This is a genomic window from Luteimonas fraxinea (genome assembly GCF_021233355.1).
In the GTDB taxonomy this organism is placed as follows: domain Bacteria; phylum Pseudomonadota; class Gammaproteobacteria; order Xanthomonadales; family Xanthomonadaceae; genus Luteimonas; species Luteimonas fraxinea.
This window is the reverse complement of sequence record NZ_CP089507.1, coordinates 3,814,397-3,838,420: the sequence shown is the minus strand read 5'-3', so window position 1 is coordinate 3,838,420 and position 24,024 is coordinate 3,814,397. Positions and strand designations below refer to the sequence as shown.

Genomic DNA, 24,024 nt, shown 5'->3' with positions numbered 1-24,024 from the left:
TTTTTTTTGCATCGCCCGCAGCCGCGTGCGACAATACCCCGCTTTGTTGGCGCGAGCTCGAAATCATTCGAGCCGCGCGCCGCATCCCTAACGACGGATATTCCAGACGAATGGCGAAAGACGACGTCATCGAGTTCGAAGGCGCGGTCTCCGAGACCCTCCCGAACACCATGTTCCGGGTGAAGCTCGAGAACGGCCACGAAATCATTGCGCACATCTCCGGACGTATGCGCAAGAACTACATCCGCATCCTGACCGGTGACCGGGTCAAGGTGGAAATGACGCCCTACGATCTGACCAAGGGCCGCATCACCTACCGCATGAAGTAATTGCGGGACAGCAGTATCTTCCGAGGGCGGCCATGGGCCGCCTTCGTCGTTCCGGGCACTCGCCCGGTACACGGGCCGGACGGAACCGTAGGCCTGCAGGACATCCACGGGGTAGGCTCGGTCCACCTGACCGAACGGATGCCGCCGATGCCCCGATTGCCCGCCGTGACCGCGCTCACCCTCGCGCTCGCGTTCGCCCTGCCTGCCCTCGCGCAGACCGTGCCGACCGCGGGCGCCGCGCCCGCCGCGATGACCCAGGCGCCGCCTGCGGCCGAGACCGCACGCCTCAATGCCTGGCTCGACCAGCAGTACGAAGCCTCGCTCCGCTTCAGTCCGATCGGGCTGACGATGCTGGGCCGCAAGGATCTGTACGACCAGCTCGACGACGTGTCCGATGCGGCGGCGCAGGAACAGCTCGCCTGGCAACAGGCCAGTGCGGAAACAATGACGCGCATCTTCGACCGGGATGCACTCGATGCGGAGGGTCGTCTGTCCTACGACCTCTGGGCACAGCAGACGCGCGATGCGACGGCGCAGTTCCAGTTCCGCCGCAACGCCTACGCCTTCGACCAGATGATGGGCCCGCAGGCAATGCTGCCCACGGTGCTGATCAACTTCCACAAGGTCGACAGCGAGGCGGACTATCGCGCGTACATCGCACGCCTGCAGGCGCTGCCGACGATGTTCGACACCCTGCTCGGGCATGCCGCCACGAGCGCCGCGGCCAGCATCCGCGCCCCGGGTTCACCTACACCGGGGTGATCGCGCAGGCGCGCAACGTGATCACCGGCGCCCCGTTCACCGATGGCGAGGACACCGCCCTGTGGGCCGACCTGGTCGCGAAAGCCGATGCGCTGCGCGACGCCGGCACGATCGATGCCGAAACCGCCGACGCGCTCAAGGCGCAGGCACGCACAGCGCTGGTCGAGTCGGTCGGGCCGGCCTACGGCCGCGTGATCGCATGGTACGAAGGCGACATCGGCAACGCGCTGGAGAACCCCGCCGGTGTCGGCACCACGCAGTCCAACGGCAAGGCGTATTACGCCTCGCAGTTGCGCCGCAATACCAGCACCGACCTGACGCCCGAACAGGTGCACGACATCGGCCTGCAGGACGTGGCGCGCATCCACAAGGATCTGGAGACGATCAAGGCCGAAGTCGGTTTCGATGGCGACCTGCAGGCGTTCTTCCGCTTCATCGCCACCGATCCGCAATTCAAGTTCCCGAACACCGATGCGGGCCGCCAGGCGTATCTCGATGAATCCACGCGCCTGCTCGACAACATCAAGCAGCAGTTGCCGCAGTTCTACGGCCTGCTGCCGAAGGCAGATCTCGTCGTGCGCCGGGTCGAATCGTTCCGCGAAGAACCCGGCGCCGCGCAGCACTATTTTCCGAGCAGCCCCGACGGCACACGACCCGGCATCTACTACGCGCATCTGTCCGACATGAACGCGATGCCGAAGCCGGAACTCGAAGTCATCGCATATCACGAAGGCCTGCCCGGCCATCACATGCAGATCGCGATCGCGCAGGAACTCACCGGCCTGCCGCAGTTCCGCACCCAGTACCAGACCACCGCGTACTCGGAAGGCTGGGGCCTGTATTCGGAATGGCAGGCCAAGGAAATCCCGGGTACCTACGCTGATCCCTATTCGCGCTACGGGCAGCTGAGTTCCGAGCTGTGGCGCGCAATCCGGCTGGTCGTCGACACCGGCATGCACGCCAAGGGCTGGACCGAGCAGCAGGCGGTCGATTACTTCAACAACAACAGCGGCTTCCCCGAAGCGACGATCCGCTCGGAAGTGCAGCGCTATCTGTCGTGGCCGGGCCAGGCAACGGCCTACAAGATCGGCATGATCCGCATCCAGGAATTGCGCAGCAAGGCCGAAGAACGCCTCGGCGACCGCTTCGACGTGCGCGGTTTTCACGATGCGGTGCTCGGCGGCGGCGCGCTGCCGCTGGATCTGCTCGAGCGTCGTGTGGACGCGTGGGTGGAGGCATCTGCGCGCTGATCGAAGTCCGTATCCGCCACAAAAAAGAAGGCGCCCTCGGGCGCCTTCTTCGTGACACGGTCCGCGGCGCCGGTCAGTCGACCGTCGCGGTGAGCAGACGCTCCGGTTCCGCCCAGGTTTCGACGGTGAGTTCGCCGTCCTGCACGTCGATCGACACCCGGCCGCCGTTGGCCAGCTTGCCGAACAGCAGTTCGTCGGCCAGACGACGCTTGACCTTGTCCTGGATGACGCGCGACATCGGACGCGCACCCATCTGCGGATCGAAGCCGTGTTGGGCCAGCCAGTCGCGCGCGGCCGGCGTGGCCGACAGCGAGACGTTCTTGTCGTGCAGCTGCGACTCCAGTTCGATCATGAACTTGTCGACCACGCGCAGGATGTGCTCGAAGCCCAGCGACTGGAACTGCACCACCGCATCGAGACGGTTGCGGAATTCCGGCGTGAAGCTTTTGCGGATCACTTCCATCGCATCGCTGCTGTGGTCCTGGCGCATGAAGCCGATCGAACGGCGCGACGCCTGGGTGGCACCCGCGTTCGTCGTCATCACCAGGATCACGTTGCGGAAGTTTGCTTCGCGACCGTTGGTGTCGGTCAGCACACCGCGGTCCATGACCTGCAACAGGATGTTGAAGATGTCCGGATGCGCCTTCTCCACCTCGTCGAGCAGCAGCACGCAGTGCGGCGTCTTGACGATCTTCTCGGTCAGCAGGCCGCCCTGGTCGAAACCGACGTAGCCCGGCGGCGCACCGATCAGTCGGCTCACCGAATGCGACTCCATGTACTCGGACATGTCGAAGCGCACCAGCTCGATGCCGAGCTGCAGCGCCAGCTGACGCGTGACCTCGGTCTTGCCGACACCGGTGGGACCGGCGAACAGGAAGTTGCCGATCGGCTTGTCCGGGCTGCCGAGACCCGAGCGCGACAGCTTGATCGCCGAGGTCAGCATCTCGATCGCCGGGTCCTGCCCGAAGATCACCATCTTGAGATTGCGCTCCAGATGCTCGAGCACGTCCTTGTCGGTCGCGCTGACCTGCTTGGCCGGAATGCGCGCCATCTTGGCGACGATGGTCTCGACTTCCTCGACATCGATCAGCGCCTTGCGCACGCCTTCGGGCAACAGACGCTGACGCGCGCCGGCTTCGTCGATGACGTCGATGGCCTTGTCGGGCAGCAAACGGTCGGCGATGTGCTTGACCGACAGGTCCACTGCGGCCTGCAGTGCCTCATCGGCGTAGGTCACGTCGTGGTGCGCCTCATAGCGCGGCTTGAGGCCCTGCAGGATCTGGTAGGTCTCGCTGACGGTCGGCTCGACGATGTCGATCTTCTGGAAGCGGCGCGCCAGTGCGCGGTCCTTTTCGAAGATGCCGCGGTATTCCTGGAACGTGGTCGAGCCGATGCAGCGCAGCTCGCCCGACGCCAGCGCCGGCTTGATCAGGTTCGACGCGTCCATCGTGCCGCCCGAGGCCGAACCGGCGCCGATGATGGTGTGGATCTCGTCGATGAAGAGGATCGCGCCGGGATGCTTCTTGATCGCGGTCAGCACCGCCTTCAGACGCTTCTCGAAATCACCGCGGTACTTGGTGCCCGCGACCAGCGCGCCCAGATCGAGCGAGTAGATCGTCGCGTCGGCCAGCACTTCGGGCACTTCGCCATCGACGATGCGCTTGGCCAGGCCTTCCGCGATCGCAGTCTTGCCCACGCCGGCTTCGCCGACGTAAAGCGGATTGTTCTTGCGGCGGCGGCACAGCACCTGGATCGTGCGTTCCACTTCCTCGGCGCGGCCGACCAGCGGGTCGATGCGGCCTTCCTGCGCGGCCACGTTGAGATCGCTCGCGAACTCGGCCAGCGCATCGCCCTTGCCCTCGCCTTCGGCACCTTCTGTCCGGGCCTGCGCCGGATCCTCGTGCGCGCCGTCGGGCTCCTCGCCACCGCTCTTGGCGATGCCGTGGGAGAGATAGTTGACGACATCCAGACGGGTCACGTCCTGCTGGTTGAGGTAGTAGACCGCGTGCGAATCCTTCTCGCCGAAGATCGCGACCAGCACGTTCGCGCCGGTGACTTCCTTCTTGCCAGAGGACTGCACGTGGTAGACGGCACGCTGCAGCACGCGCTGGAACCCGAGCGTGGGCTGGGTGTCACGCGTGTCGTCTTCGGCCAGCTTGGTGACCGATGTGAGGATGGCCTGCTCGAGGTCGCCACGCAGGCGCTCGAAATCCGCGCCGGTGGCCTTGAGCACGGCCTCCGCGGACGGGTTCTCGAGCAGCGACAACAGCAGGTGTTCGACCGTCATGTACTCGTCGCGGGCCTCGCGGGCGCGCTTGTAGCACTGGCCGATCGTGAACTCGAGATCTTTGCTGAACATGGGGCGGTCGCCTCCGGCTTCACTGACACCCTAGATGGGGCCCGATTCCGGCAAACAAACCCTGCCCCCGTGGGCTTATTAGGCCTTTTCCATCGTGCAGAGCAAGGGGTGCAGATTGAGCCGTGCGTATTCGTTCACCTGCGCGACCTTCGACTCCGCGACTTCCCGGCTGTAGATGCCGCACACGCCCCGGCCGCGCGTGTGCACGTGGAGCATCACCTGGGTCGCGCGTTCGAGATCCAGCGCGAAGAACCGCACCAGGATCTCGACCACGAAGTCCATCGGCGTGTAGTCGTCATTGAGCAGCAGCACCGAGTACAGCGGCGGTGGCGCGACTTCCGGGCGGCCGGGGGCCACCGCAGTGCCGTGATCATGTTCGTGTTCGTGTCTGCGACTCATCCGCCGATTATACCGCCGCGCCGTGGATGGACGCCCCGGACCCCGGTCGTCAGAATGACCGGCATTCCCCCGACCCGGTGCCTCGATGCATCACCGCCGCCTGTTCCGGGCATCGCGCCTGTTGCCGCTCGCCTGCCTGCTCGCCCTGTCGCCGATCGTCGCGGCCGGAGAAGGCGCGCCGGAGCGTCAACCGCCCGCGGCCGACCTCGTCCCCAGCGCCGAAGACACGCTCGCGCAGCGGCTCGACGCCCACGGCGTGCGCTACGAGCGCGATGAGGACGGCGATTACCGCGTCGTGTTCGCCTGGCAGCAGGAGAACCGCAGCCAGCTCGCGTTCGTCGCCGGCAGCGCCCACGTGCTCGGCGACAGCGCAGTCCGGGAGGTGTTCTCGCCCGCCGCGCCGGTGCCCGCGGGCGGCTTCAGCGCCGAGCAGGCCGACATGCTGCTGCGCGACAGCCAGCGCAATATTCTCGGCGGGTGGGAGATCGCGGGCGACACACTGTTCTATGTGATCAAACTCCACGACGACGCTGACGGCGCGCGTTTCGAGCAGGCGCTCGAAATCGCCGCGCAGTTGGCCGACGACATGGAGCTGCAGCTCACCGGCGAGGACAATCTCTGATGGCGGTGTCCGCCGATCCGCGCTTCTGGCAGCCGGATGTGACCGTCGCCACCGTGGTCATGGATGGCGGCCGCGTGCTCTGCATCGAGGAGCGCGTCGACGGGCGCCTGGTGATCAACCAGCCGGCCGGCCATCTGGAACCGGACGAATCGCTGCTGCACGCCGCCGTGCGCGAGACGCTCGAGGAATCGGGCTGGACGGTCGAGCTGACCGGCTTCATCGGCAGTTATCTTTGGAAGTCCGCGCCGCGCCCGGGCGAGGCCAACGGCCGGCATTTCCTGCGTTTCGCCTTCGCCGCGCGCCCGCTGTCGCACGATCCGGCGCGCGCGCTCGACGAAGGCATCGAGAAAGCCACCTGGTTCACCCCGGCGCAGCTGCAGGCCGAAGCGGCGCGACACCGCAGCCCGCTGGTCTGGCAGGTCGTCGCCGATTGCCTCGCCGGCCAGCGCTTCCCGTTGTCGGCCGTGCGCCAGATTCCGTGAGCGCCCCGGAGGTCATCGTCGGCATGTCCGGCGGCGTGGATTCCTCGGTGGCCGCACTGCTGCTGCGCGACGCGGGCACGCCGCTGGCCGGACTGTTCATGCAGAACTGGGCCGAAGACGGCAGCGGCGACTGCCGGGCCGAGGACGATCGCCGCGACGCGGTCGCCGTCTCCGGCCGGCTGGGCCTGCCGATCCACTTCCGCGATTTCTCCGGCGAATACTGGGCCGGCGTGTTCGAGCACTTCATCGCCGAATACGCGGCCGGCCGCACGCCGAATCCCGACGTGCTGTGCAATCGCGAGATCAAGTTCAAGCATTTCCTCGAGGCGGCGCGCGACCTCGGTGCGGCCAGGATTGCGACCGGGCACTACGCGCGCGTGGACTTCGAAGGCGGCCGTTGGCGCCTGCTGCGCGCGTGTGACCGCAACAAGGACCAGAGCTACTTCCTGCACCAGCTCGGCCAGTCGCAGCTCGCTGCCACCCTGTTTCCGCTCGGTGATCTGCCCAAGACCGATGTGCGCGCCCTCGCCCGCACCGCCGGCCTGCCGACCGCGGAGAAGAAGGATTCGACCGGCATCTGCTTCATCGGCGAACGCGACTTCCGCACGTTCCTCGGCCAGTACCTGCCCGCACGCCAGGGCGAGATGCGCACGCCTGACGGACATCGCGTCGGCATGCATCCCGGCGTCTTCTATTTCACCCTCGGTCAGCGCGAAGGGCTGCAGATCGGGGGCGTGCGCGGCTTCGACGCGGCGCCCTGGTATGTGGTCGGCAAGGATGTGGGCGACAATGTGCTCTTCGTCGCCCAGGGCGCCGACACGCCGTACCTGCTGTCGTCGCATCTGACGAGCGAACCCGCACACTGGATCGCCAGCGACCCGCCGGCGCAGCGCTTCCGCTGCACCGCCCAGACCCGTTACCGGCAACACGAGGAATCCTGCGAAGTGACCATCGACGCGAACACCGGCCAGCTCGACGTGCGGTTCGACCGCCCCCAGCGTGCGGTCACGCCCGGACAGTCCGTGGTGCTCTACGACGGCGACGTCTGCCTCGGCGGCGCGGTCATCGCGCGCACCGACGCGCCGCTCGAACTGCGCGCACGCGGGGTGCCGGCATGATGGAGCAACGTGTCCTCGCCCTCGCCGGCATGGCGCAGGCGCTCAAGCAGGTCCGCCGCATCGCCGAGACCGGCCAGGCCGACGCCGCGGTACTGTCGACCGCGCTCGACAGCGTGTTCCGCATCGATGCCACGTCGCCCGCCGATGTCTACGGCGGTCGCGATGCGGTCGTGCCCGGCCTGATGCTGCTGCGCGACTATTTCGGCAACCAGGGCAGCGACCCGCTGCTGCCCAAGCTCGGCCTCGCGGTCGTGCAACTGGAGCGCCGCTTCATCCAGGACAGCGCCGTCAGCGGCGAAGTCCACCACGGCATCCTCGAGATCAAGCCCAAGGCCGAGGAGCTCGGACACACCCATCCGGAAGTGCTGGCCGCACTCGGCGCGCTGTATGCCGACACCGTGAGCCACTTGCGTCCGAAGGTGATGGTCCAGGGCAATCCGCATTACCTCGGCCAGGCCAACGTCGTCGCTGAAATCCGCGCGGTGCTGCTGGCCTCGCTGCGTTCGGCGGTGTTGTGGCGGCAGATGGGCGGCAGCCTGTGGGACTTCCTGCTGCGCCGGCAGCAGATGCTCAAGTCGATCTGACGCCGCATGGCGCGGCTGACCTTCGTCCGCCACGGCGAAAGCGTGGCCAATGCCGGCGGGCAGACCCTGCCTCACGCCACGATTCCACTGTCCGCGCGCGGACGCACGCAGGCCGACTGGCTGGCCACGCAACTGGCGGGCGCGATTGCCGGTCCCGTGTACGTTTCGCACTTCGATCGTGCGCGCTCGACCGCGCAGGCGTTCTGCGCGTTCACCGGGCGCGATGCGCAGGTGCATCCGCTGCTGCACGAATTCTCGGCGATCGATCCCGCGCGGATCGCAGGTCTGACCGGGGAACAGCGGCGTCCGTTGACCGAGGCCTACTGGACACGCGGCGACCGTGAGGAACGCATGGGTGACGAGGCCGACACGTTCGCCGAGGTCGTCGCGCGCATCGACGCCTTCATCGACGCGATGCCATCGCTGGACGACGACAGCGTGCTGTTCGGGCATGGCATCTGGTTCGGTCTGCTGGCATGGCGCCTGATGGGTTTCGCGGCCGACACACCCGGTGACATGCGCGCTTTCCGCCAGTTCCAGGTCGCGCTGCCGATGCCCAACTGTGCGGTCTACGAATTGACCGGCAGCGGCCGTCACTGGCATCTGCACTATCGCGCCGACCTCGCGCGCGGCATCGCCGCGCTGTAGAACGCGTACGCATTTCGCGCCCCTGCACGGCTGCACGCGCAATTGGCGGGCATCTGCCACGCCTCCATTGGAGAGCGCGGCTGTCCCGCGTCTGATCCGGAATCGGCACGCAACACGCCGAAGGTCGGATTGTGAGGACCCCGATCTACGCACGTAGAAGGCTTAAAAAAAACCCGGCGCAAGGCCGGGTTTTTCTTCTGCGCGAACCGCTGCCGTCAGGCGGCGGTCTTCTCGCCCGCGTCCACGTACTCCGCAATCTGGTCGAAGTTCATGTAGCGGTAGATCTCGGTCGCTGACGCATCCAGCACACCGACATCGGCCATGTACTCGGCCTTGGTCGGGATGCGGCCGAGGCGCGAACAGATCGCGGCGAGTTCGGCCGAACCCAGATACACGTTCGAGTTGCGGCCCAGACGGTTCGGGAAGTTGCGCGTCGAGGTCGAGAACACCGTCGCGCCTTCGCGCACCTGCGCCTGGTTGCCCATGCACAGCGAGCAGCCCGGCATTTCCATGCGCGCACCGGCGGCGCCGAAGGTGCCGTAATGGCCTTCCTTGGTCAGCTCGGCGGCGTCCATCTTCGTCGGCGGTGCCACCCAGAGCTTGGTCGGAATGTCGCGCTTGCCTTCGAGCAGCTTGGACGCGGCGCGGAAGTGGCCGATGTTGGTCATGCACGAACCGATGAATACTTCGTCGATCTCGACGCCGGCGACTTCGGACAGCATCTTCACGTCGTCCGGATCGTTCGGGCAGGCCAGGATCGGCTCGTGCACGTCGGCCAGGTCGATCTCGATGACCGCGGCGTACTCGGCATCGGCGTCGCCCTTGAGCAGCTGCGGATCGGCGAGCCAGGCTTCCATCTTCTCGATGCGGCGCTGGATCGAACGCGCGTCGGCGTAGCCTTCGCTGATCATCCACTTCAGCATCACGATGTTCGACGTGATGTATTCGATGATCGGCGCCTTGTCGAGGTGCACGGTGCAACCGGCCGCGGAACGCTCAGCCGAGGCGTCGGACAGTTCGAACGCCTGCTCGACCTTGAGATCCGGCAGACCTTCGATCTCGAGAATGCGGCCGGAGAAGATGTTCTGCTTGCCCTGCTTGGCGACGGTCAGCAGACCGGCCTTGATCGCGTACAGCGGAATCGCGTTGACCAGATCACGCAGGGTCACGCCGGGCTGCATCTTGCCCTTGAAGCGGACCAGCACCGATTCCGGCATGTCGAGCGGCATGACGCCAGTCGCCGCTGCGAACGCAACCAGACCCGAGCCCGCCGGGAACGAGATGCCGATCGGGAAGCGCGTGTGCGAGTCACCGCCGGTGCCGACGGTGTCGGGCAGCAGCATGCGGTTGAGCCAGCTGTGGATGATGCCGTCGCCCGGACGTAGCGAAATGCCGCCGCGCGTGGAGATGAACTCCGGCAGCGTGTGGTGCGTCTTGACGTCGACCGGCTTGGGATACGCCGCGGTGTGGCAGAACGACTGCATCACCAGATCCGACGAGAAGCCGAGGCATGCGAGGTCCTTGAGCTCGTCGCGGGTCATCGGACCGGTGGTGTCCTGCGACCCCACGGACGTCATCCGCGGCTCGCAATAGGTGCCCGGACGCACGCCCTGGCCTTCCGGCAGACCGATTGCACGGCCGACCATCTTCTGCGCGAGCGAGAAGCCCTTGCCGGTGTTGGCCGGCTGCTGCGGCAGACGGAACAGTTCCAGCGTCGGCAGGCCCAACGATTCGCGCGCCTTGGCGGTCAGGCCGCGGCCGACGATCAGCGGAATGCGGCCGCCGGCGCGCACTTCGTCGAACAACACTTCGGACTTGACCTGGAATTCGGCGATCACATTGCCGTCCTTGAGCGCCTTGCCGTCATACGGACGCAGTTCGATGACATCGCCCTGCTCCATCTGCGACACGTCGAGTTCGATCGGCAGCGCGCCGGCATCTTCCATCGTGTTGTAGAAGATCGGCGCGATCTTCGAACCCAGGCACACGCCGCCGAAGCGCTTGTTCGGAATGAACGGAATGTCCTCGCCGGTCCACCACAGCACGCTGTTGGTCGCCGACTTGCGGCTCGAACCGGTACCGACCACGTCGCCGACGTAGGCGACCAGGTGGCCCTTCTCCTTCAGATCACGGATGGCCTGGATCGGCCCGCGCTTGCCGTCTTCTTCCGGCACGAAGGCCGCGCCTTCGCGCGCGTTCTTCAGCATCGCCAGCGCGTGCATCGGGATGTCGGGACGCGTGGTCGCGTCGGGCGCCGGCGACAGGTCGTCGGTATTGGTCTCGCCCGGCACCTTGAACACCGTCAGCGTCATCGACTGCGGCACTTCCGGCTTGCTGGTGAACCACTCGGCGTCAGCCCAGCTCTGGATCACGCCTTTGGCGTTGGCGTTGCCGGCCTTGGACTTCTCTTCGACGTCGTGGAACGCGTCGAACACCAGCAGCGTGTGCTTTAGGCCTTCGGCGGCGATCGCGCCGACTTCGGCGTCGTCGAGCAGATCGACCAGCGGCTGCACGTTGTAGCCGCCGAGCATCGTGCCCAGCAGTTCGGTGGCGCGCGCGCGGGTGATCAGCGCGCTGCGCTCGGTGCCGAATGCGATGGCGGCGAGGTACGAGGCCTTGACCTTGGCGGCGTCGTCGACGCCGGCCGGCACGCGGTGGGTCAACAGGTCGAGCAGGAACGCATCCTCACCGGCCGGCGGATTCTTCAGCAGTTCGATGACGGCAGCGGTCTGCTGCGCATCGAGCGGCAGCGGCGGGATTCCCAGCGCTTCGCGCTCGGCAACGTGGTGGCGGTAGGCTTCCAACATGCGGGCAACTCCAGAGTCTTGTTCGTGTAGTACCGGGAAAACCGGTCTCAGGCCGACGGTACGATCAGCTTGAGACCCTTGAAATAGGTGCGGAAAAACGCGTCGTCGCGGGTGATCAGGCCATTGCACTGCAACAGCGCATGCGCCCCGACGAGGAAGTCGCGCGACGGGCGACCGGCGATGTCGCCGCGCTGCCAGGAACGGCGCTGCATCTCGCCGGCGCGCAACGCGGACTTCGCTTCGATCGCCGAGAACCGCACGCCCATGTCCTCGAGCACGGACATGGTGTCGGCGCCGTCACGCAGCGCGCCGCAGATCTCGGCCAGCGCGACATCGCAGACGACGACCGGGCCCGCGCTCAGGTACTGGCGCAGGCAGGCCTCGGCGGCGTCGGCCTGCGGGCCGTCGGCCAGCAGATCCACCAGCACGGGCGCGTCGACGGCGATCACTGGTCGGCGTCTCCGTCTGTTGCGATCTCGACCTCGACCTCATCGGCCGGCTGGCCACGCACCGCGCGCATCGCGGCGTCGGTGTTATCGAAACCTTCCAGCTTGAAACGGCCGCGGGCGCGCGAGACGGCGTCGTCGACGCTCTTGCGCAGCACGATCCGGCTGCCTTCCAGCTCGACTTTCAGGATCGTGCCCTTGCTCAGGCCCAGCGCATCGCGCACGGCCTTGGGCAGGGTGATCTGGCCGCGTTCGGCGACGGTGGCTTCCATGGCGGCCTCCGGAAAGTATGCGCACATTATACATACCTGAACCCGCATACCCAAGCCGATCGCCCGGAATGCGACGGGCCGGATTCATGCGAACCCGGCCCGTGATGAACGCGATGACGCTGGTCGCAGCCGTCAGAACGCCAGCTGGAACCGGGCGTTGAGCGTGGTGCCACGGTCCTCACCCTGGTAGGCGCCGCTGCGGTTGTCGGTCTTCCAGCGGATCGCGTCGAGCATGACCCGGCTGAAATCGTTGAGATACCAGTTCACGCCGACGGTCAGCGCATCGCCGGTGCCGCCGGTGGGCAGTTCGGCGTAATCGGCGTTCTCGTAACGCGCTTTGAGTTCCCATGCGCCCGGGCCGCCCGCAGTGACCGGACGTGCGATCTTGACCCGGCTCCAGGTGCCGGTCTTCGTTGCGTACGACGGGCTCGCGCCGGACAGGAACCAGCCTGCCGAGAGCGCCCAGGCGTCGTGGGTCACCCCGTAGCGCCCACTGCCACCGAGCCCCGAGACCTCGCGCGTGCCCCATTCGCCATAGCCCCAGAACGGGCCGCGCACGCCGAGCAGTTCGACGCCGTAACCGTGGCCGTGGGTGGCACCATTGAGCGTGCCGGGCGCGATCTTCACCAGGTCGTTGAGATGGCCGGAGATCGCCGAGCTGCGGAACACGCCGGTGCTGTTGGGCGCGATATCCTCATAGAAGCCCCAGGCGCCGAGATGCAGCAGGCCGCCCTCGCCCTTCACCGGATTCCAGTGCGCGCGACCGGCGACGGTCATCGAGTCGTTGCTGTCGCCGACGTTGTTGAGGTCATTGCCGGCGACCGACAGGCTGCCATGCCAGCTGTCGCCGTAGATGCGCTGGGTCAGGCCGACGCCGAACAGGCCGCGCTGCGGCACGATCAGGGTGCCGACCACGTTGCGGTCCTGGAACGGCGTATTGCCGGTGCCGCTGGAGCCGTCGATGCCGCGGTCGTTGAGCCGGTTGCCGACGGTGAGTTCCGCCTCGCGCCCGAACAGCGTGTGGCCGAGGGTCACGTAGGCCGACTTCCAGGCCACGCCGTTGTCGGCGAAATCGCCTTCGACCGCATACCCGAGATTGCCGTAGCTGCCTTCGAAGCCGAGACGTACCGAGCGGATCTCGGTGCCGGTGATGTTGCGCGCGTCGAAGTCCGAGCCGCGGGTGCTGGAGGTGTCGACGAAGACGCGGCCGCGTGGCCGGAACGTGGTCTGGCCGTCGCTGCTGGTGAATTGCGGCGCGCCCTTGGACCAGCTGACCGCCGGCGCCTTGGCCTGCGCGGCTTCAATCTTGGCGATGCGCTCGACGAGCGCGGGATCGGCGGCAGGCGCGGCCGGTGCCTGGGCGGCGACCGGCAGCGTGCCGGTTTCGAGCACGGACAGGCGCGCTTCGAGCTGGCGGATCTGTTCGGCCTGCTGGCGGACCAGCGCTTCCAGTTCGCCCGGCGCGGTCTGCGCGAAGGCGGTGGACGAGGCCAGCAGCAGGCCGACGGCCAGTGCATTGGGACGGGGGCGGAACGACATGCGCATCGTGCGATCTCCGGACACGGCACGCCCTCGGTACAGGCGGCCGCAGACAGGCCCGCCGCAAGGCGACGGGCAGACATTCGTAAGGAAGGCGCCGGTGCCGACGAGGTGGCACCGGCGCAGAAGCGCACCCGGACGTGGGGAACGGGTGTCGAAAACGTCCCGGCGCAGCGCGCGCCGGGACGTCGGCGGTCAGCTCGTGGCTTCGCGCGAGGCGTTGGGACGCCAGGTGATCAGGCGGTTCTCGGCGATGTCGAGGAAGAAATCGATGATCAGCACGAAGCCCGCCAGGATGATGATGCCGGCGAACACACCGACCGCATTGAAGTTGCCTTCCGCCTGCGCAATCAGATAGCCCAGACCCGCGGACGCGCCGAGGTACTCGCCGATGATCGCGCCGACCACCGCGAAGCCCACCGAAGTGCGCAGCGAGGACAGGATCCAGCTCGCGGCTGCCGGGAAGTACACATGGCGCAGCAGGTCACGACGGTTCGCGCCGAGGATGCGTGCATTCGCCAGCACCACCGGGTTCACCTCGCGCACGCCCTGCATCGCGTTGAAGAACGTGATGAAGAACACCAGGGTCACCGCCAGCGCGACCTTCGACCACAGGCCCAGGCCCAGCCACAACACGAAGATCGGTGCCAGCACCACGCGCGGAATCGCGTTGAAACCCTTGATGAAGGGATCGAGGATCCGCGCCGACCGCGGGCTCAGGCCGAGCCATACACCGCCGGTGACGCCGAGCACGGTACCGATCACGTAACCCAGCACCGTTTCGGTCAGGGTGATGGAGACATGGTTGTAGAAACTGGTGTCCATCAACCACGTGACCATCTGCCGGACGATGTCCCACGGCGCCGGGAAGAAGAACGGATCGATGAGGCCGGCCGATACACCGGCCTGCCAGCCGCCGAAGACACCGACGACGAGCATGATCTGGATGGCGCGGTCAGTCTTGGCGTGCATAGCTCTTCTCCACTTCGCCGCGCAGGCAGGCCCAGATATCGCGATAGAGGTCGGTGAACCGCTGGTCGAGCTTGATTTCCGCCACGTTGCGCGGCCGCTCGAGATCCACCTGGAAACTTTCGACCACCCGGCTCGATGGGCCGGAGGACAGCACGACGACACGGTCGCCGAGCGCGATCGCCTCTTCGAGATCGTGGGTGATCAACATCACCGCGCGGCGGTCTTCCTGCCACAGCCGCAGCAGTTCGTTCTGCATCAGATGCCGGGTGTGGATGTCGAGCGCCGAGAACGGCTCGTCCATCAGCATCACCTTCGGCTCGACGATCAGCGCCTGCGCCATCTGCACGCGCTTGCGCTGGCCGCCCGAGAGCTGGTGCGGATAGCGGTGTTCGAAGCCCTTGAGGCCGACCTTCGCCAGCCAGGCGTTCGCCCGCTGCTCGCGTTCTTTCGTGTCGACGCCCCGGAACCGCAAGCCGAGTTCGACGTTCTGGAACGCCGTCTTCCACGGCAGCAGCGCGTCCTGCTGGAACAGATAGCCCACCGATTCCTGCACGCCATTGACCGGCGTGTCGTCGATGCGGATGCCGCCCTTGGTCGGGTTCAGCAGGCCGGCAACGGCATTGAGAATGGTGCTCTTGCCGCAGCCGGTGGGTCCGACGATGGCGACGAATTCGCCGTCGGCGACTTCGATATTGACGTCGCGCACCGCGGTGAAATCACCGAAGGACATCGTGACGTTGTCGACCGACACCATCGAACGCGACGGGGTCGGCATCGGGACTTCATCCCGGATGCGGGCAACACTGGCGACAGCCATGGAACCTCCTTACTGCTTCGCGTCCGCGGCAACGCGGTCGACGAATACGTTGGTGTAGGTCTTCTCGAGATCGATATCGGCATTGGCGACATCGGTGTTGAACTCGCGCAGCACGAGCAGCGGCGTTTCCAGATCCTTCGGCTCGAAACGGCCGTCGCGGGTGAAGATCGCGCGCGCCTGTTCGACCGCCTTGGCATAGGTTTCGCGGTCGCCGGAGATGTATTTGTCCGGCAGTGCGGCCACGACTTCGGCCGAGGTGTGATCGGCGATGAACTCCAGCGCCATGCGTTCGGCGCGGACGATCTTCTCCACCGCTTCGGGGCGCTTGTCGAGGAACGCCTGCTGCGCGTACATGACCGACGTCGGATAGATGCCGCCGTAGACCTCGCGCGCACCTTCGTCGCTGCGCGCATCGATGAGGATCTTGCCGACGCCACGTTCGACGAGCAGCGTGCCGGCCGGGTCGTAGTTCACCAGCAGGTCGATCTTGTCCTGCTGCAGCGCCGCGACCGCGGCCGCGCCCGAGCCCACGCCGATGATCGAGATCTCGTCGACCGGAATGTTGTTGCGCGCGAGGTAATGGCGGACGAAGAAGTCCGACGACGAGCCTGGCGCGGTGATGCCGACCTTCATGCCGCGGATCGACGCCGGATTGGCCGGATCGAACGTGCTGTCGGGACGACCTGCCAGCACCAGTCCGGAGTTGCGCGACAGCAGCACGAACGCCACGACGTCCTTCTGCTTGGCCTGCATCTGGATGGTGTGGTCGTAGAAGCCGACCGCGACGTCGGTGGAGCCGGCGACCAGCGCCTGCAGCACCTTGGAACCGCCCTGGGCGAAGTTCTCGGTCTGGACGTTCAGGCCCACGTCTTCGAAGTAGCCGTTGGCATCGGCGATGAAGAACGGCAGGTTGTTGAGGTTGTACGAGCCGACGCTGATGCGTACCGACTCGCCCTCAGCGGACCCGCGGCTGCCGCTGCAACCGGCAGCACACACGATGGCCGCCGCGAGCACGGCGGTGATGAGACGCTTGTACATCGATCCCTCCCAGGATGTTGATGGCTTTGGACCGGGCGGACGCCCGGTTTTTTCAGTTCACGCAGCCGAACTCCATGGCGCTGCTGCGCTGCGCCGCGGATCCGTGCTGGCGAAGACGCGGCCCTCGAACAGTCGCCGTGCGGTCCGCACGACGCTGGCGACGATCGGGGCATCCATTGCGGGTCTGTGCAGTGCCACATCCAGGCAACCGCTCGGGTGTTCCAGTCGCACGCTGCCAGGCAGCGAGAGGCTGCCGGCCATTCGCTGCGCCACCGTCCCGTCGGTGACGCACGCGGTCGAGATGCCGACCGCGCCGGTGATCGCCAGCGCGCTGTGGCACTGGTGGGGCATGAAATAGCGCACCTGCAGCGCGCCGCCCGCCCGGGGCGGCAGCAGCAGCACGGGCTTGGGAATGACGCGATCGCCCGCATCGGCGATCCCCATCCTGCGCCCGGCCTCGATGCGGATCCGTTCCAGACGGGCCAGCATCGCGGTGTTCGCGTTGAGTTCGGCCACCGATTCCGAACCGGTCACGCCCAGGGCCGCACCCTCGAGCATCACCATCGGCATCGCGCAGTCGACGCAGCTCACCTCGACGCCATCGATCCATTCGCTGGCTTCGCCGGTGGGCAACAGTTTGCCAGTCCGGGCGCCGGCGGCGTCGAGGAAGGCCAGCGAGATCGGCGCCGCGGTGCCCGGGGCGCCGGCGATCGCGGTCTCGCCGCGGTAGTGCACACGGCCCTGCGGGGTCTCCACGGTGGCCAGGATCACCTTGCCGGTATTGACGTTGTGGATGCGCACCTCGGTCCGGGGATCGCCCGCGGCGACCATGCCCGACTCGATCGCGAACGGGCCCACTGCAGCCAGCATGTTGCCGCAGTTGGGTGTGGTGTCGACCAGTTGGCGATCGAGGCGCACCTGGGCGAACAGGTAGTCGATGTCGGCATCGGCGCGGGTCGGCGGGCCGACGATGGCGACCTTGCTCGACAGCGCGTTGCCGCCGCCGATGCCGTCGATCTGCAGCGGATGCCCCGCGCCCATGACCTCCAGCAGCAGGCGATCCCGCTCGGCGGGATCCGCCGGCAGGTCCGACGCGCGGAAGAACGGCCCTTTCGAGCTGCCGCCACGCATCAGGACACAGGGAACGCTGTAGAGATCGTTGGACATGAGGGTCGCAGATTGATATGAATATCGAATCAATTGATCGATTCGTTGCGATACTGGCATGGCCGGAATTGATCTGTGAAATGCTGATTTCAGGAGAATTGATACGTTATGAGCATCAATTGCGAAATCCTCGACCTGCGAGCTTTCCTGCTCGTGGCCGAGACCCGCAGCTTCCATCGCGCTGCCGAGGCCCTGCATGTCTCGCAGCCGGCGCTGAGCCGACGCATTCAGAAATTGGAGAGCGCGGTGGGCGCGCCTCTGCTGGAACGCACCACACGCAGCGTTGCGCCGACGGCTGTCGGGCAGAACCTGTTGCCGCTGGTGCGCCGGATGATCGAAGAGTTCGACGGCTCGCTGTTCGCCTCGCGCGGCGTCGATGACGGCCGTGGCAGCCAGGTCACGATCGCCTGCCTGCCGACGGCGGCGTTCTACTTCCTGCCGAGCGTCATCGCGCGCTTCCACGAAGACCATCCCAGCGTCCGCTTCCGCATCCTCGACATCCCGGCCACCGAAGGCCTGCAGGCGGTCGAACGCGGCGAGGTGGAGTTCGGCATCAACTTCATGGGCGCGTCCGATCCCGAGCTGGAATTCGACTCGCTTGTCGAGGACCCCTTCGTGCTCGCCTGCCGCCGTGATCATCCGCTGGCGACCAAGCGCCGCGTGACCTGGAGCGACATCGCCCAGCACCCGCTGATCACCGTGCATCGCACCAGCGGCAACCGCACCCTGCTCGACGGCGCGCTCGCCCGCGAGAACCTCAAGCTCAGCTGGTTCTACGAGGTGACGCACCTGTCGACCTCGCTCGGCCTGGTCGAAGCGGGCGTCGGCATTTCGGTGCTGCCACGGATGGCCACGCCGCAGCAGGAACACTCCATTCTGGTGACCCGCGAGATCGCGCCCCCCGTGGTGTCACGTACGATCGGCATCGTGCGCAGGCGTGGCGCGATGCTCTCGCCCGCCGCCGAGCGGTTCCTGCAGATGCTCAAGAGCACGTGGCAGAAACCGTGAGGCGCGCCCGACTGATGACATGTCCGCCACGCCGGCCTGCCTACACTGGCCGCCTCGAAGCGGTGACGCGCATCGACCGGGCGTCGCTTTGCATCACCCCGCAGCAACCCGGATGCCTGCGCATCCACGCATGCCCGCCACGACCGGTCCGACCGCGTCACCGCCAGCAACCCGCGACAGGAGCTACCGCATGACCGATACCTTTTCCACGCGCGCCGACCTCGACGTCGGCGGCCGCCGTTACGCCTATTCCAGCCTCCCGGCGCTGGGCAAGCAGTTCGACATCGCCCGCCTGCCCTATTCGATGAAGATCCTGCTCGAGAACCTGCTGCGCCATGAGGACGGCGAGACCGTCGCCGCGCACCACATCGAGGCCGTGGCGAAGTGGGACCCGAAGGCCGAACCGGATACCGAGATCGCCTTCATGCCGGCGCGCGTCGTGCTGCAGGATTTCACCGGCGTGCCCTGCGTCGTCGATCTCGCCGCGATGCGTGATGCCGTTGTGCGCCTCGGCGGTCGCCCGGAGCAGATCAATCCGCTGATCCCGTCGGAACTGGTGATCGACCACTCCGTGCAGGTCGACGTGTTCGGCCGCCCGGATGCGCTGGATCTCAACGGCAAGATCGAGTTCCAGCGCAACAAGGAACGCTACGGCTTCCTGCGCTGGGGCCAGAAGGCCTTCGACAACTTCAAGGTCGTGCCGCCCAACACCGGCATCGTCCACCAGGTGAACCTCGAGCATCTCGCACGCGTGGTAATGACCGCCGAGCGCGATGACGGCGTGCAGTGGGCGTATCCGGACACCGTGTTCGGCACCGATTCGCACACCACGATGATCAACGGCATCGGCGTGCTCGGCTGGGGCGTCGGCGGTATCGAAGCCGAGGCTGCGATGCTTGGCCAGCCGTCGTCGATGCTGATTCCGCAGGTCGTCGGCTTCAAGTTGACGGGCCGCATGCCGGAAGGCGCGACCGCGACCGACCTCGTGCTGACCGTCACCGAGACGCTGCGCAAGCATGGCGTCGTCGGCAAGTTCGTCGAGTTCTTCGGCGAAGGCCTGCAGCATCTGCCACTCGCCGATCGCGCGACGATCGGCAATATGGCGCCCGAGTATGGCGCGACCTGCGGCATCTTCCCGATCGACCAGGAATCGCTGAACTACCTGCGTCTGTCGGGCCGCAGCGAAGAGCAGATCGCACTGGTCGAGGCCTACGCAAAGGCGCAGCAGCTGTGGCACGAACCCGGTGCGCCGGAAGCCGAGTACAGCAGCGTGCTCGAACTCGACATGGCCGACGTACGCCCGTCGCTGGCCGGTCCGAAGCGTCCGCAGGACCGCGTGCTGCTGGAGAAGGTGCAGCAGAATTTCCGCGACAACGTCGGTCCGCTGGTCGCCAAGCGCAACAAGGCGAGCGCGGAAGATCCGCAGGTCGATCGTTTCGAGAAGGAAGGCGGCGGACAGCCGCAGGCCGAACGCCTCGCCGCACGCCCGGTGTCGAAGATCACGCTCGATGACGGCGAGCACGAATTGACGGACGGCTCGGTGGTCATCGCCGCGATCACGTCCTGCACCAACACCTCGAACCCGGCGGTGATGCTCGGCGCCGGCCTGCTCGCGCGCAACGCGGCGGCCAAGGGCCTGAAGGCCGCGCCGTGGGTCAAGACCTCGCTCGGGCCGGGCTCGCTGGTAGTGACCGATTACCTCGAAAAGGCGGGCGCGCTCGACGATCTGGAGAAGCTCGGCTTCTACGTCGTGGGCTACGGCTGCACGACCTGCATCGGCAACTCCGGCCCGCTGCCGGACGCGGTGTCGAAGGGCATCGCCGAGAACGATCTCGCGGTCGCCGCCGTGCTGTCGGGCAACCGCAATTTCGAAGGCCGCATCCACGGTGAAGTGAAGATGAACTATCTCGCCTCGCCGCCACTGGTCGTCGCCTATGCGATCGCCGGCACCGTCGACATCGATCTGACCGACGATCCGCTGGGCAAGGACCAGGACGGTAACCCCGTCTACCTGCGCGACATCTGGCCGACCAACAAGGAGATCGGCGACTTCATCGCGAAGACGATCGGGCCGGAGATGTTCGCCAAGAACTACGCCGACGTGTTCAAGGGCGACACGCGCTGGAACACGATCGAATCGCCCGACGGCGATCTCTACGAGTGGGACGAAGCGTCGACCTACATCAAGAATCCGCCCTACTTCGACGGCATGACCATGGACGTCGGCAGCATCGACGACATCCACGGCGCGCGGATCATGGGCCTGTTCGGCGACTCCATCACCACCGACCACATCTCCCCGGCCGGCAACATCAAGGGCGATTCCCCCGCGGGCCGTTTCCTGCAGGAACGCGGCGTGCAGCCGACCGACTTCAACAGCTACGGCTCGCGCCGCGGCAACGACGACGTCATGGTGCGCGGCACCTTCGCCAACATCCGCATCAAGAACCTGTTCTTCGGCGGCGAGGAAGGCGGCAATACGCTGTACTTCGGCGATGGCGAGCCGGAGAAGCTGTCGATCTACGACGCGGCGCAGAAGTACAAGGCCGCAGGCGTGCCGCTGGTGGTGTTCGCGGGCAAGGAGTACGGCACGGGGTCGTCGCGCGACTGGGCGGCCAAGGGCACCAACCTGCTGGGCGTGAAAGCCGTGATTGCCGAGAGCTTCGAGCGCATCCACCGCTCCAACCTCGTCGGCATGGGCGTGCTGCCGTGCAGCTTCCGCAACGGCGACAACGCGCAGAGCCTGGGCCTCGATGGGTCGGAGACCGTGGAACTCACCGGCCTCGCCAACGGCAAGTCGAAGACCGCGCAGATCGTCGCCAAGCGCGCGGACGGCACCGAGATCCGTTTCGAAGTCGACGTGCTGCTGCTGACGCCGAAGGAAATTGAGTACTTCCGTCATGGTGGTCTGCTGCACTACGTGCTGCGGCAGTTGGCGGCGAAGAAGGCGGCCTGAGCCTGGTCCGCCGAAGCACGGCGGGCTGCTGCATGACGTGCTGAAGCAGCGGTAGCGATGAAACCAGCATGATCTGAACGAGAAAGGCCCGCACATGCGGGCCTTTCTTTTCTGCAGGAGCGCGTACCTACAGGGCTGCGCCGGGATGCGCGAACCTCAAACCCCAGGGCACCGCGGCAAGCCATCGCCCACGCTGCACTCGACACAACACGGCGCAGTTTGCGGACGCGGCGTCGACTGGCCCGGCTGCAGCACATCCGGCACGGCCGGCATCGGCGGCGGCGCAACGTACAGCCCGGGCGACGGCGACAGCACGGCAAGCTCGTTGGCCGGTCGCAACTGCAACAGCACCGCCCAGTCCTGCCGGTTCGCATTGCAGGCCTGTGGCGCATCCGGGCTGCACGGCAGATCGTCCAAACCGCGCTGCGCCAGTGCGGCGAATTGTCCGCCGGCGGTCAGCGGCATCAGCCGCATCGTCACGCCATCGAGCACGTTGCCACCGACCAGCTGCGCCTGCCCGCCCTCGGCACCGACGACAATGTCGCAATGCATGCCGAGCCCGCCGTCCTCGCTGCTGAGCAGCGTCGCGAGACCGGCGAAACCGAACACGCGATTCGCCGCGCGCACGTAACACAGCATGTCGCCTCGCGCGGGGCGCGACGTCACCGGATCGGCGACGCGATAGGCGTTGGTCTCCGGGCTTCGATAGGCGTTGCGCACGTAGTCGACATGGCTCGGTGATCCGCTGAAGCCCGGCAGCGTCGCGCGCCGTGCGACCCAGGACACGAACGCCGCCGACCACGGCACGTCGACGAGAAAACTGCGACAGGCCGGAGACGGCTGAGTGCTCGTCGGCGCGAACATGCAGTCATAGGCGCCGGGCCGATGCTGGAGTTGGGACAGCTGGTCGGCGCCGCGCCAGTAACCGGCGACGCGGCGCCAGGCCTGCTCGCCATTGGTCAGCAGTGCGGTCTCGGCCTCGCGCACGGTCGAACCGGCATAGCGGCCTTCGACATCGATGAAAGGCCGGTGCCAGAGCAGATGTTCCTCGCACGCAGCGGCGGCGAGCCGGGTCGCAGGATCAGGCGATGCGACCTGCGCACGCAGCAGCGGACAGGGATCGGCCGCCAGCGCCGTGAACGGCGCGGACAGCAGCAGGCAGGCGAGCAGCAACAGGCAGCGCATCGATCGCATCGGGTCATCCAGTCCGCGCGGGACACGCGGTGGCCGCCATCGTGCCCCAGCCGCGCGTGAAGAGCAGGTCCGCTTGCGCGATCAGCCGGCGCAAAACGCCGCGTAGTCGATGTAGCCGGGGAACGCGCGGCCCGGTGCGCAGACCGGACAGTCGGGATCGGGCGACAGTCGCGTCTCGCGGAACTGCATGCGCAGCGCGTCGAACTGCAGCAGACGCCCGGCCAGTGGCGCACCGATACCAAGCAGCAGCTTCAACGCTTCGGTCGCCTGCAACAGGCCGACCACACCCGGCAGCACGCCGAGCACACCGACTTCCGAACAGTTCGGCGCGGCTTCGGCCGGCGGCGGTTCGGGAAACAGGCAGCGATAACAGGGACATGCGCCGCGTCGACGACCGGCGTCGAAAACGCTGACCTGTCCGTCGAAGCGATGCACCGCGCCGTAGACCAGCGGCACACCGTGCAGCACACAGGCATCGTTGAGCAGATAGCGCACCGGGAAATTGTCGGCGCCGTCGAGCACCAGATCGACGCCGCCAAGCAGGCGATCGACGTTGTCACTTGTCACGCGTTCGGCGATGGCTTCGATACGCGTGCGTGGATTGAGCGCGCCGAGTGTCGTCGCTGCCGATTGCACTTTCGGCTGACCGATGCGGTCTTCCGCGTGCAGGATCTGCCGCTGCAGATTGCTGCGGTCGACGACATCGTCGTCAGCAATCCGCAGCGTGCCGACGCCGGCCGCAGCGAGGTAATACGCCGCCGGCGACCCGAGACCACCGGCACCGATCACCAGCACGGTCGCCTCGGCCAGCCGCTGTTGGCCGGCGAGACCGATCTCTGGAAGCTTGAGATGCCGCGAATAGCGCTCGTGGAAATCGAGATCGACATCGCCGTCCGGCAGCACGGTGGGCAGTCCGTCGGCCTGCCAGGCGCTGGTGCCACCGGCGACGGATGCGATGTCCGTGTAGCCGAGCGCGGCCAGCGTTTCGGCCGCCTGCATCGAGCGTCGACCGCTCTGGCAGATCAGCAGCAGCGGTGCCTGCAGATCCGGCGCATGCGCCAGCGGCGCGGCTTCGAGCGTCGCGCGATCGACGCCGTCCGCGCCTTCGGCCATGCCGGTCACGCGCTCGTGGGCATCGCGCACGTCGATCAGGCGCACGCCCTGCTGCTGGCGTTGCCGGGCCTGCGCCGGCGAGAGTTCCTGGATGGCCATGGCGCGATTATCGCGCGGACGCGGGCGATGCGCGGGGAACGCT

General features: G+C 66.8%; 20 protein-coding genes and 1 pseudogene. 9 read left to right on the top strand and 12 right to left on the bottom strand.

The genetic code is table 11. From position 1 onward, the window contains the following. Positions 1-110 precede the first annotated feature (110 nt). Both infA and LU699_RS17485 read left to right on the top strand, forming a co-directional pair. Entirely contained in the window at positions 111-329 is a 219-nt protein-coding gene (infA, locus tag LU699_RS17495; protein WP_055248081.1) for a translation initiation factor IF-1, read from the top strand. Positions 330-467: 138 nt separating this feature from the next. After that, positions 468-2,341: pseudogene (locus LU699_RS17485) on the top strand (DUF885 domain-containing protein). Between the two features lie 73 nt (positions 2,342-2,414). Here the strand turns inward: LU699_RS17485 and clpA are convergent. Together clpA and clpS are read right to left on the bottom strand one after the other, a co-directional pair. Further along, entirely contained in the window at positions 2,415-4,700 is a 2,286-nt protein-coding gene (clpA, locus tag LU699_RS17480; RefSeq protein ID WP_232135320.1) for an ATP-dependent Clp protease ATP-binding subunit ClpA, read from the bottom strand. A gap of 78 nt (positions 4,701-4,778) precedes the next feature. Continuing rightward, positions 4,779-5,099, bottom strand: a complete 321-nt coding sequence (gene clpS, locus LU699_RS17475) for an ATP-dependent Clp protease adapter ClpS (protein ID WP_232135322.1) — start codon at positions 5,097-5,099, stop codon at positions 4,779-4,781. 85 nt (positions 5,100-5,184) lie between these two features. Between clpS and LU699_RS17470 the strand changes: the two genes are divergently transcribed. Genes LU699_RS17470 through LU699_RS17450 form a run of 5 tightly spaced genes read left to right on the top strand, consistent with a single transcriptional unit; the run spans position 5,185 to position 8,553 of the window. Continuing rightward, a complete protein-coding gene (locus tag LU699_RS17470) occupies positions 5,185-5,721 on the top strand; it encodes a type III secretion system chaperone family protein (protein WP_232135323.1) in 537 nt (178 codons plus the stop codon). Continuing rightward, the gene (locus tag LU699_RS17465) at positions 5,721-6,203 is read left to right on the top strand and encodes an NUDIX hydrolase (RefSeq protein WP_232135325.1); all 483 of its coding nucleotides are present in this window, start codon (positions 5,721-5,723) and stop codon (positions 6,201-6,203) included. Before LU699_RS17470 ends, LU699_RS17465 begins: the two co-directional genes overlap by 1 nt. Beyond that, entirely contained in the window at positions 6,200-7,321 is a 1,122-nt protein-coding gene (gene mnmA / locus LU699_RS17460) for a tRNA 2-thiouridine(34) synthase MnmA (RefSeq protein ID WP_232135327.1), read from the top strand. The genes LU699_RS17465 and mnmA overlap by 4 nt, the downstream gene beginning before the upstream one ends. Beyond that, entirely contained in the window at positions 7,321-7,905 is a 585-nt protein-coding gene (gene hflD, locus LU699_RS17455) for a high frequency lysogenization protein HflD (protein ID WP_232136160.1), read from the top strand. Before mnmA ends, hflD begins: the two co-directional genes overlap by 1 nt. Positions 7,906-7,911: 6 nt before the next feature. Beyond that, positions 7,912-8,553 carry a histidine phosphatase family protein gene (locus tag LU699_RS17450; RefSeq protein ID WP_232135329.1) on the top strand — a complete coding sequence of 214 codons (642 nt, stop codon included), beginning with the start codon at positions 7,912-7,914 and terminating at the stop codon, positions 8,551-8,553. A 215-nt stretch (positions 8,554-8,768) separates the two neighbouring features. Here LU699_RS17450 and acnB read toward each other — a convergent pair whose 3' ends face one another. The 8 genes from acnB to LU699_RS17410 form a co-directional block, all read right to left on the bottom strand. Beyond that, positions 8,769-11,360, bottom strand: a complete 2,592-nt coding sequence (acnB, locus tag LU699_RS17445) for a bifunctional aconitate hydratase 2/2-methylisocitrate dehydratase (protein ID WP_232135331.1) — start codon at positions 11,358-11,360, stop codon at positions 8,769-8,771. 47 nt (positions 11,361-11,407) lie between these two features. Then, positions 11,408-11,809: a type II toxin-antitoxin system VapC family toxin gene (locus tag LU699_RS17440; RefSeq protein WP_232135333.1), complete on the bottom strand. Its 402-nt coding sequence runs from the start codon at positions 11,807-11,809 to the stop codon at positions 11,408-11,410. Continuing rightward, positions 11,806-12,078, bottom strand: a complete 273-nt coding sequence (locus LU699_RS17435; RefSeq protein ID WP_232135335.1) for an AbrB/MazE/SpoVT family DNA-binding domain-containing protein — start codon at positions 12,076-12,078, stop codon at positions 11,806-11,808. Before LU699_RS17435 ends, LU699_RS17440 begins: the two co-directional genes overlap by 4 nt. A 132-nt stretch (positions 12,079-12,210) precedes the next feature. Then, positions 12,211-13,617, bottom strand: coding sequence for an OprO/OprP family phosphate-selective porin (locus tag LU699_RS17430; protein WP_232135337.1), 1,407 nt, complete (start codon positions 13,615-13,617; stop codon positions 12,211-12,213). A 195-nt stretch (positions 13,618-13,812) separates the two neighbouring features. After that, positions 13,813-14,589: an ABC transporter permease gene (locus LU699_RS17425; protein ID WP_232135339.1), complete on the bottom strand. Its 777-nt coding sequence runs from the start codon at positions 14,587-14,589 to the stop codon at positions 13,813-13,815. Continuing rightward, complete coding sequence (locus LU699_RS17420) at positions 14,573-15,364, bottom strand: ABC transporter ATP-binding protein (RefSeq protein WP_425491097.1); 792 nt, start codon at positions 15,362-15,364, stop codon at positions 14,573-14,575. Before LU699_RS17420 ends, LU699_RS17425 begins: the two co-directional genes overlap by 17 nt. A gap of 51 nt (positions 15,365-15,415) precedes the next feature. Continuing rightward, positions 15,416-16,444, bottom strand: a complete 1,029-nt coding sequence (locus LU699_RS17415; protein WP_232135342.1) for an ABC transporter substrate-binding protein — start codon at positions 16,442-16,444, stop codon at positions 15,416-15,418. A gap of 57 nt (positions 16,445-16,501) precedes the next feature. After that, positions 16,502-17,809, bottom strand: a complete 1,308-nt coding sequence (locus LU699_RS17410; protein ID WP_232135344.1) for a 4-oxalomesaconate tautomerase — start codon at positions 17,807-17,809, stop codon at positions 16,502-16,504. Between LU699_RS17410 and LU699_RS17405 the strand changes: the two genes are divergently transcribed. Next, on the top strand, positions 17,720-18,619 hold the full coding sequence (locus LU699_RS17405) for a LysR family transcriptional regulator (protein WP_232135346.1): 900 nt from the start codon (positions 17,720-17,722) through the stop codon (positions 18,617-18,619). The genes LU699_RS17410 and LU699_RS17405 overlap by 90 nt on opposite strands. A gap of 190 nt (positions 18,620-18,809) precedes the next feature. Continuing rightward, positions 18,810-21,575, top strand: coding sequence for an aconitate hydratase AcnA (acnA, locus tag LU699_RS17400; RefSeq protein ID WP_232135348.1), 2,766 nt, complete (start codon positions 18,810-18,812; stop codon positions 21,573-21,575). A 156-nt stretch (positions 21,576-21,731) separates the two neighbouring features. On the opposite strand, the gene LU699_RS17395 is transcribed toward acnA, so the two are convergent. Next, a complete protein-coding gene (locus tag LU699_RS17395) occupies positions 21,732-22,769 on the bottom strand; it encodes a DUF2272 domain-containing protein (protein WP_232135350.1) in 1,038 nt (345 codons plus the stop codon). Positions 22,770-22,850: 81 nt separating this feature from the next. Further along, positions 22,851-23,981 (bottom strand): molybdopterin-synthase adenylyltransferase MoeB, encoded by a 1,131-nt coding sequence (gene moeB / locus LU699_RS17390; protein ID WP_232135352.1) that lies wholly within the window; start codon positions 23,979-23,981, stop codon positions 22,851-22,853. Positions 23,982-24,024: the final 43 nt, after the last annotated feature.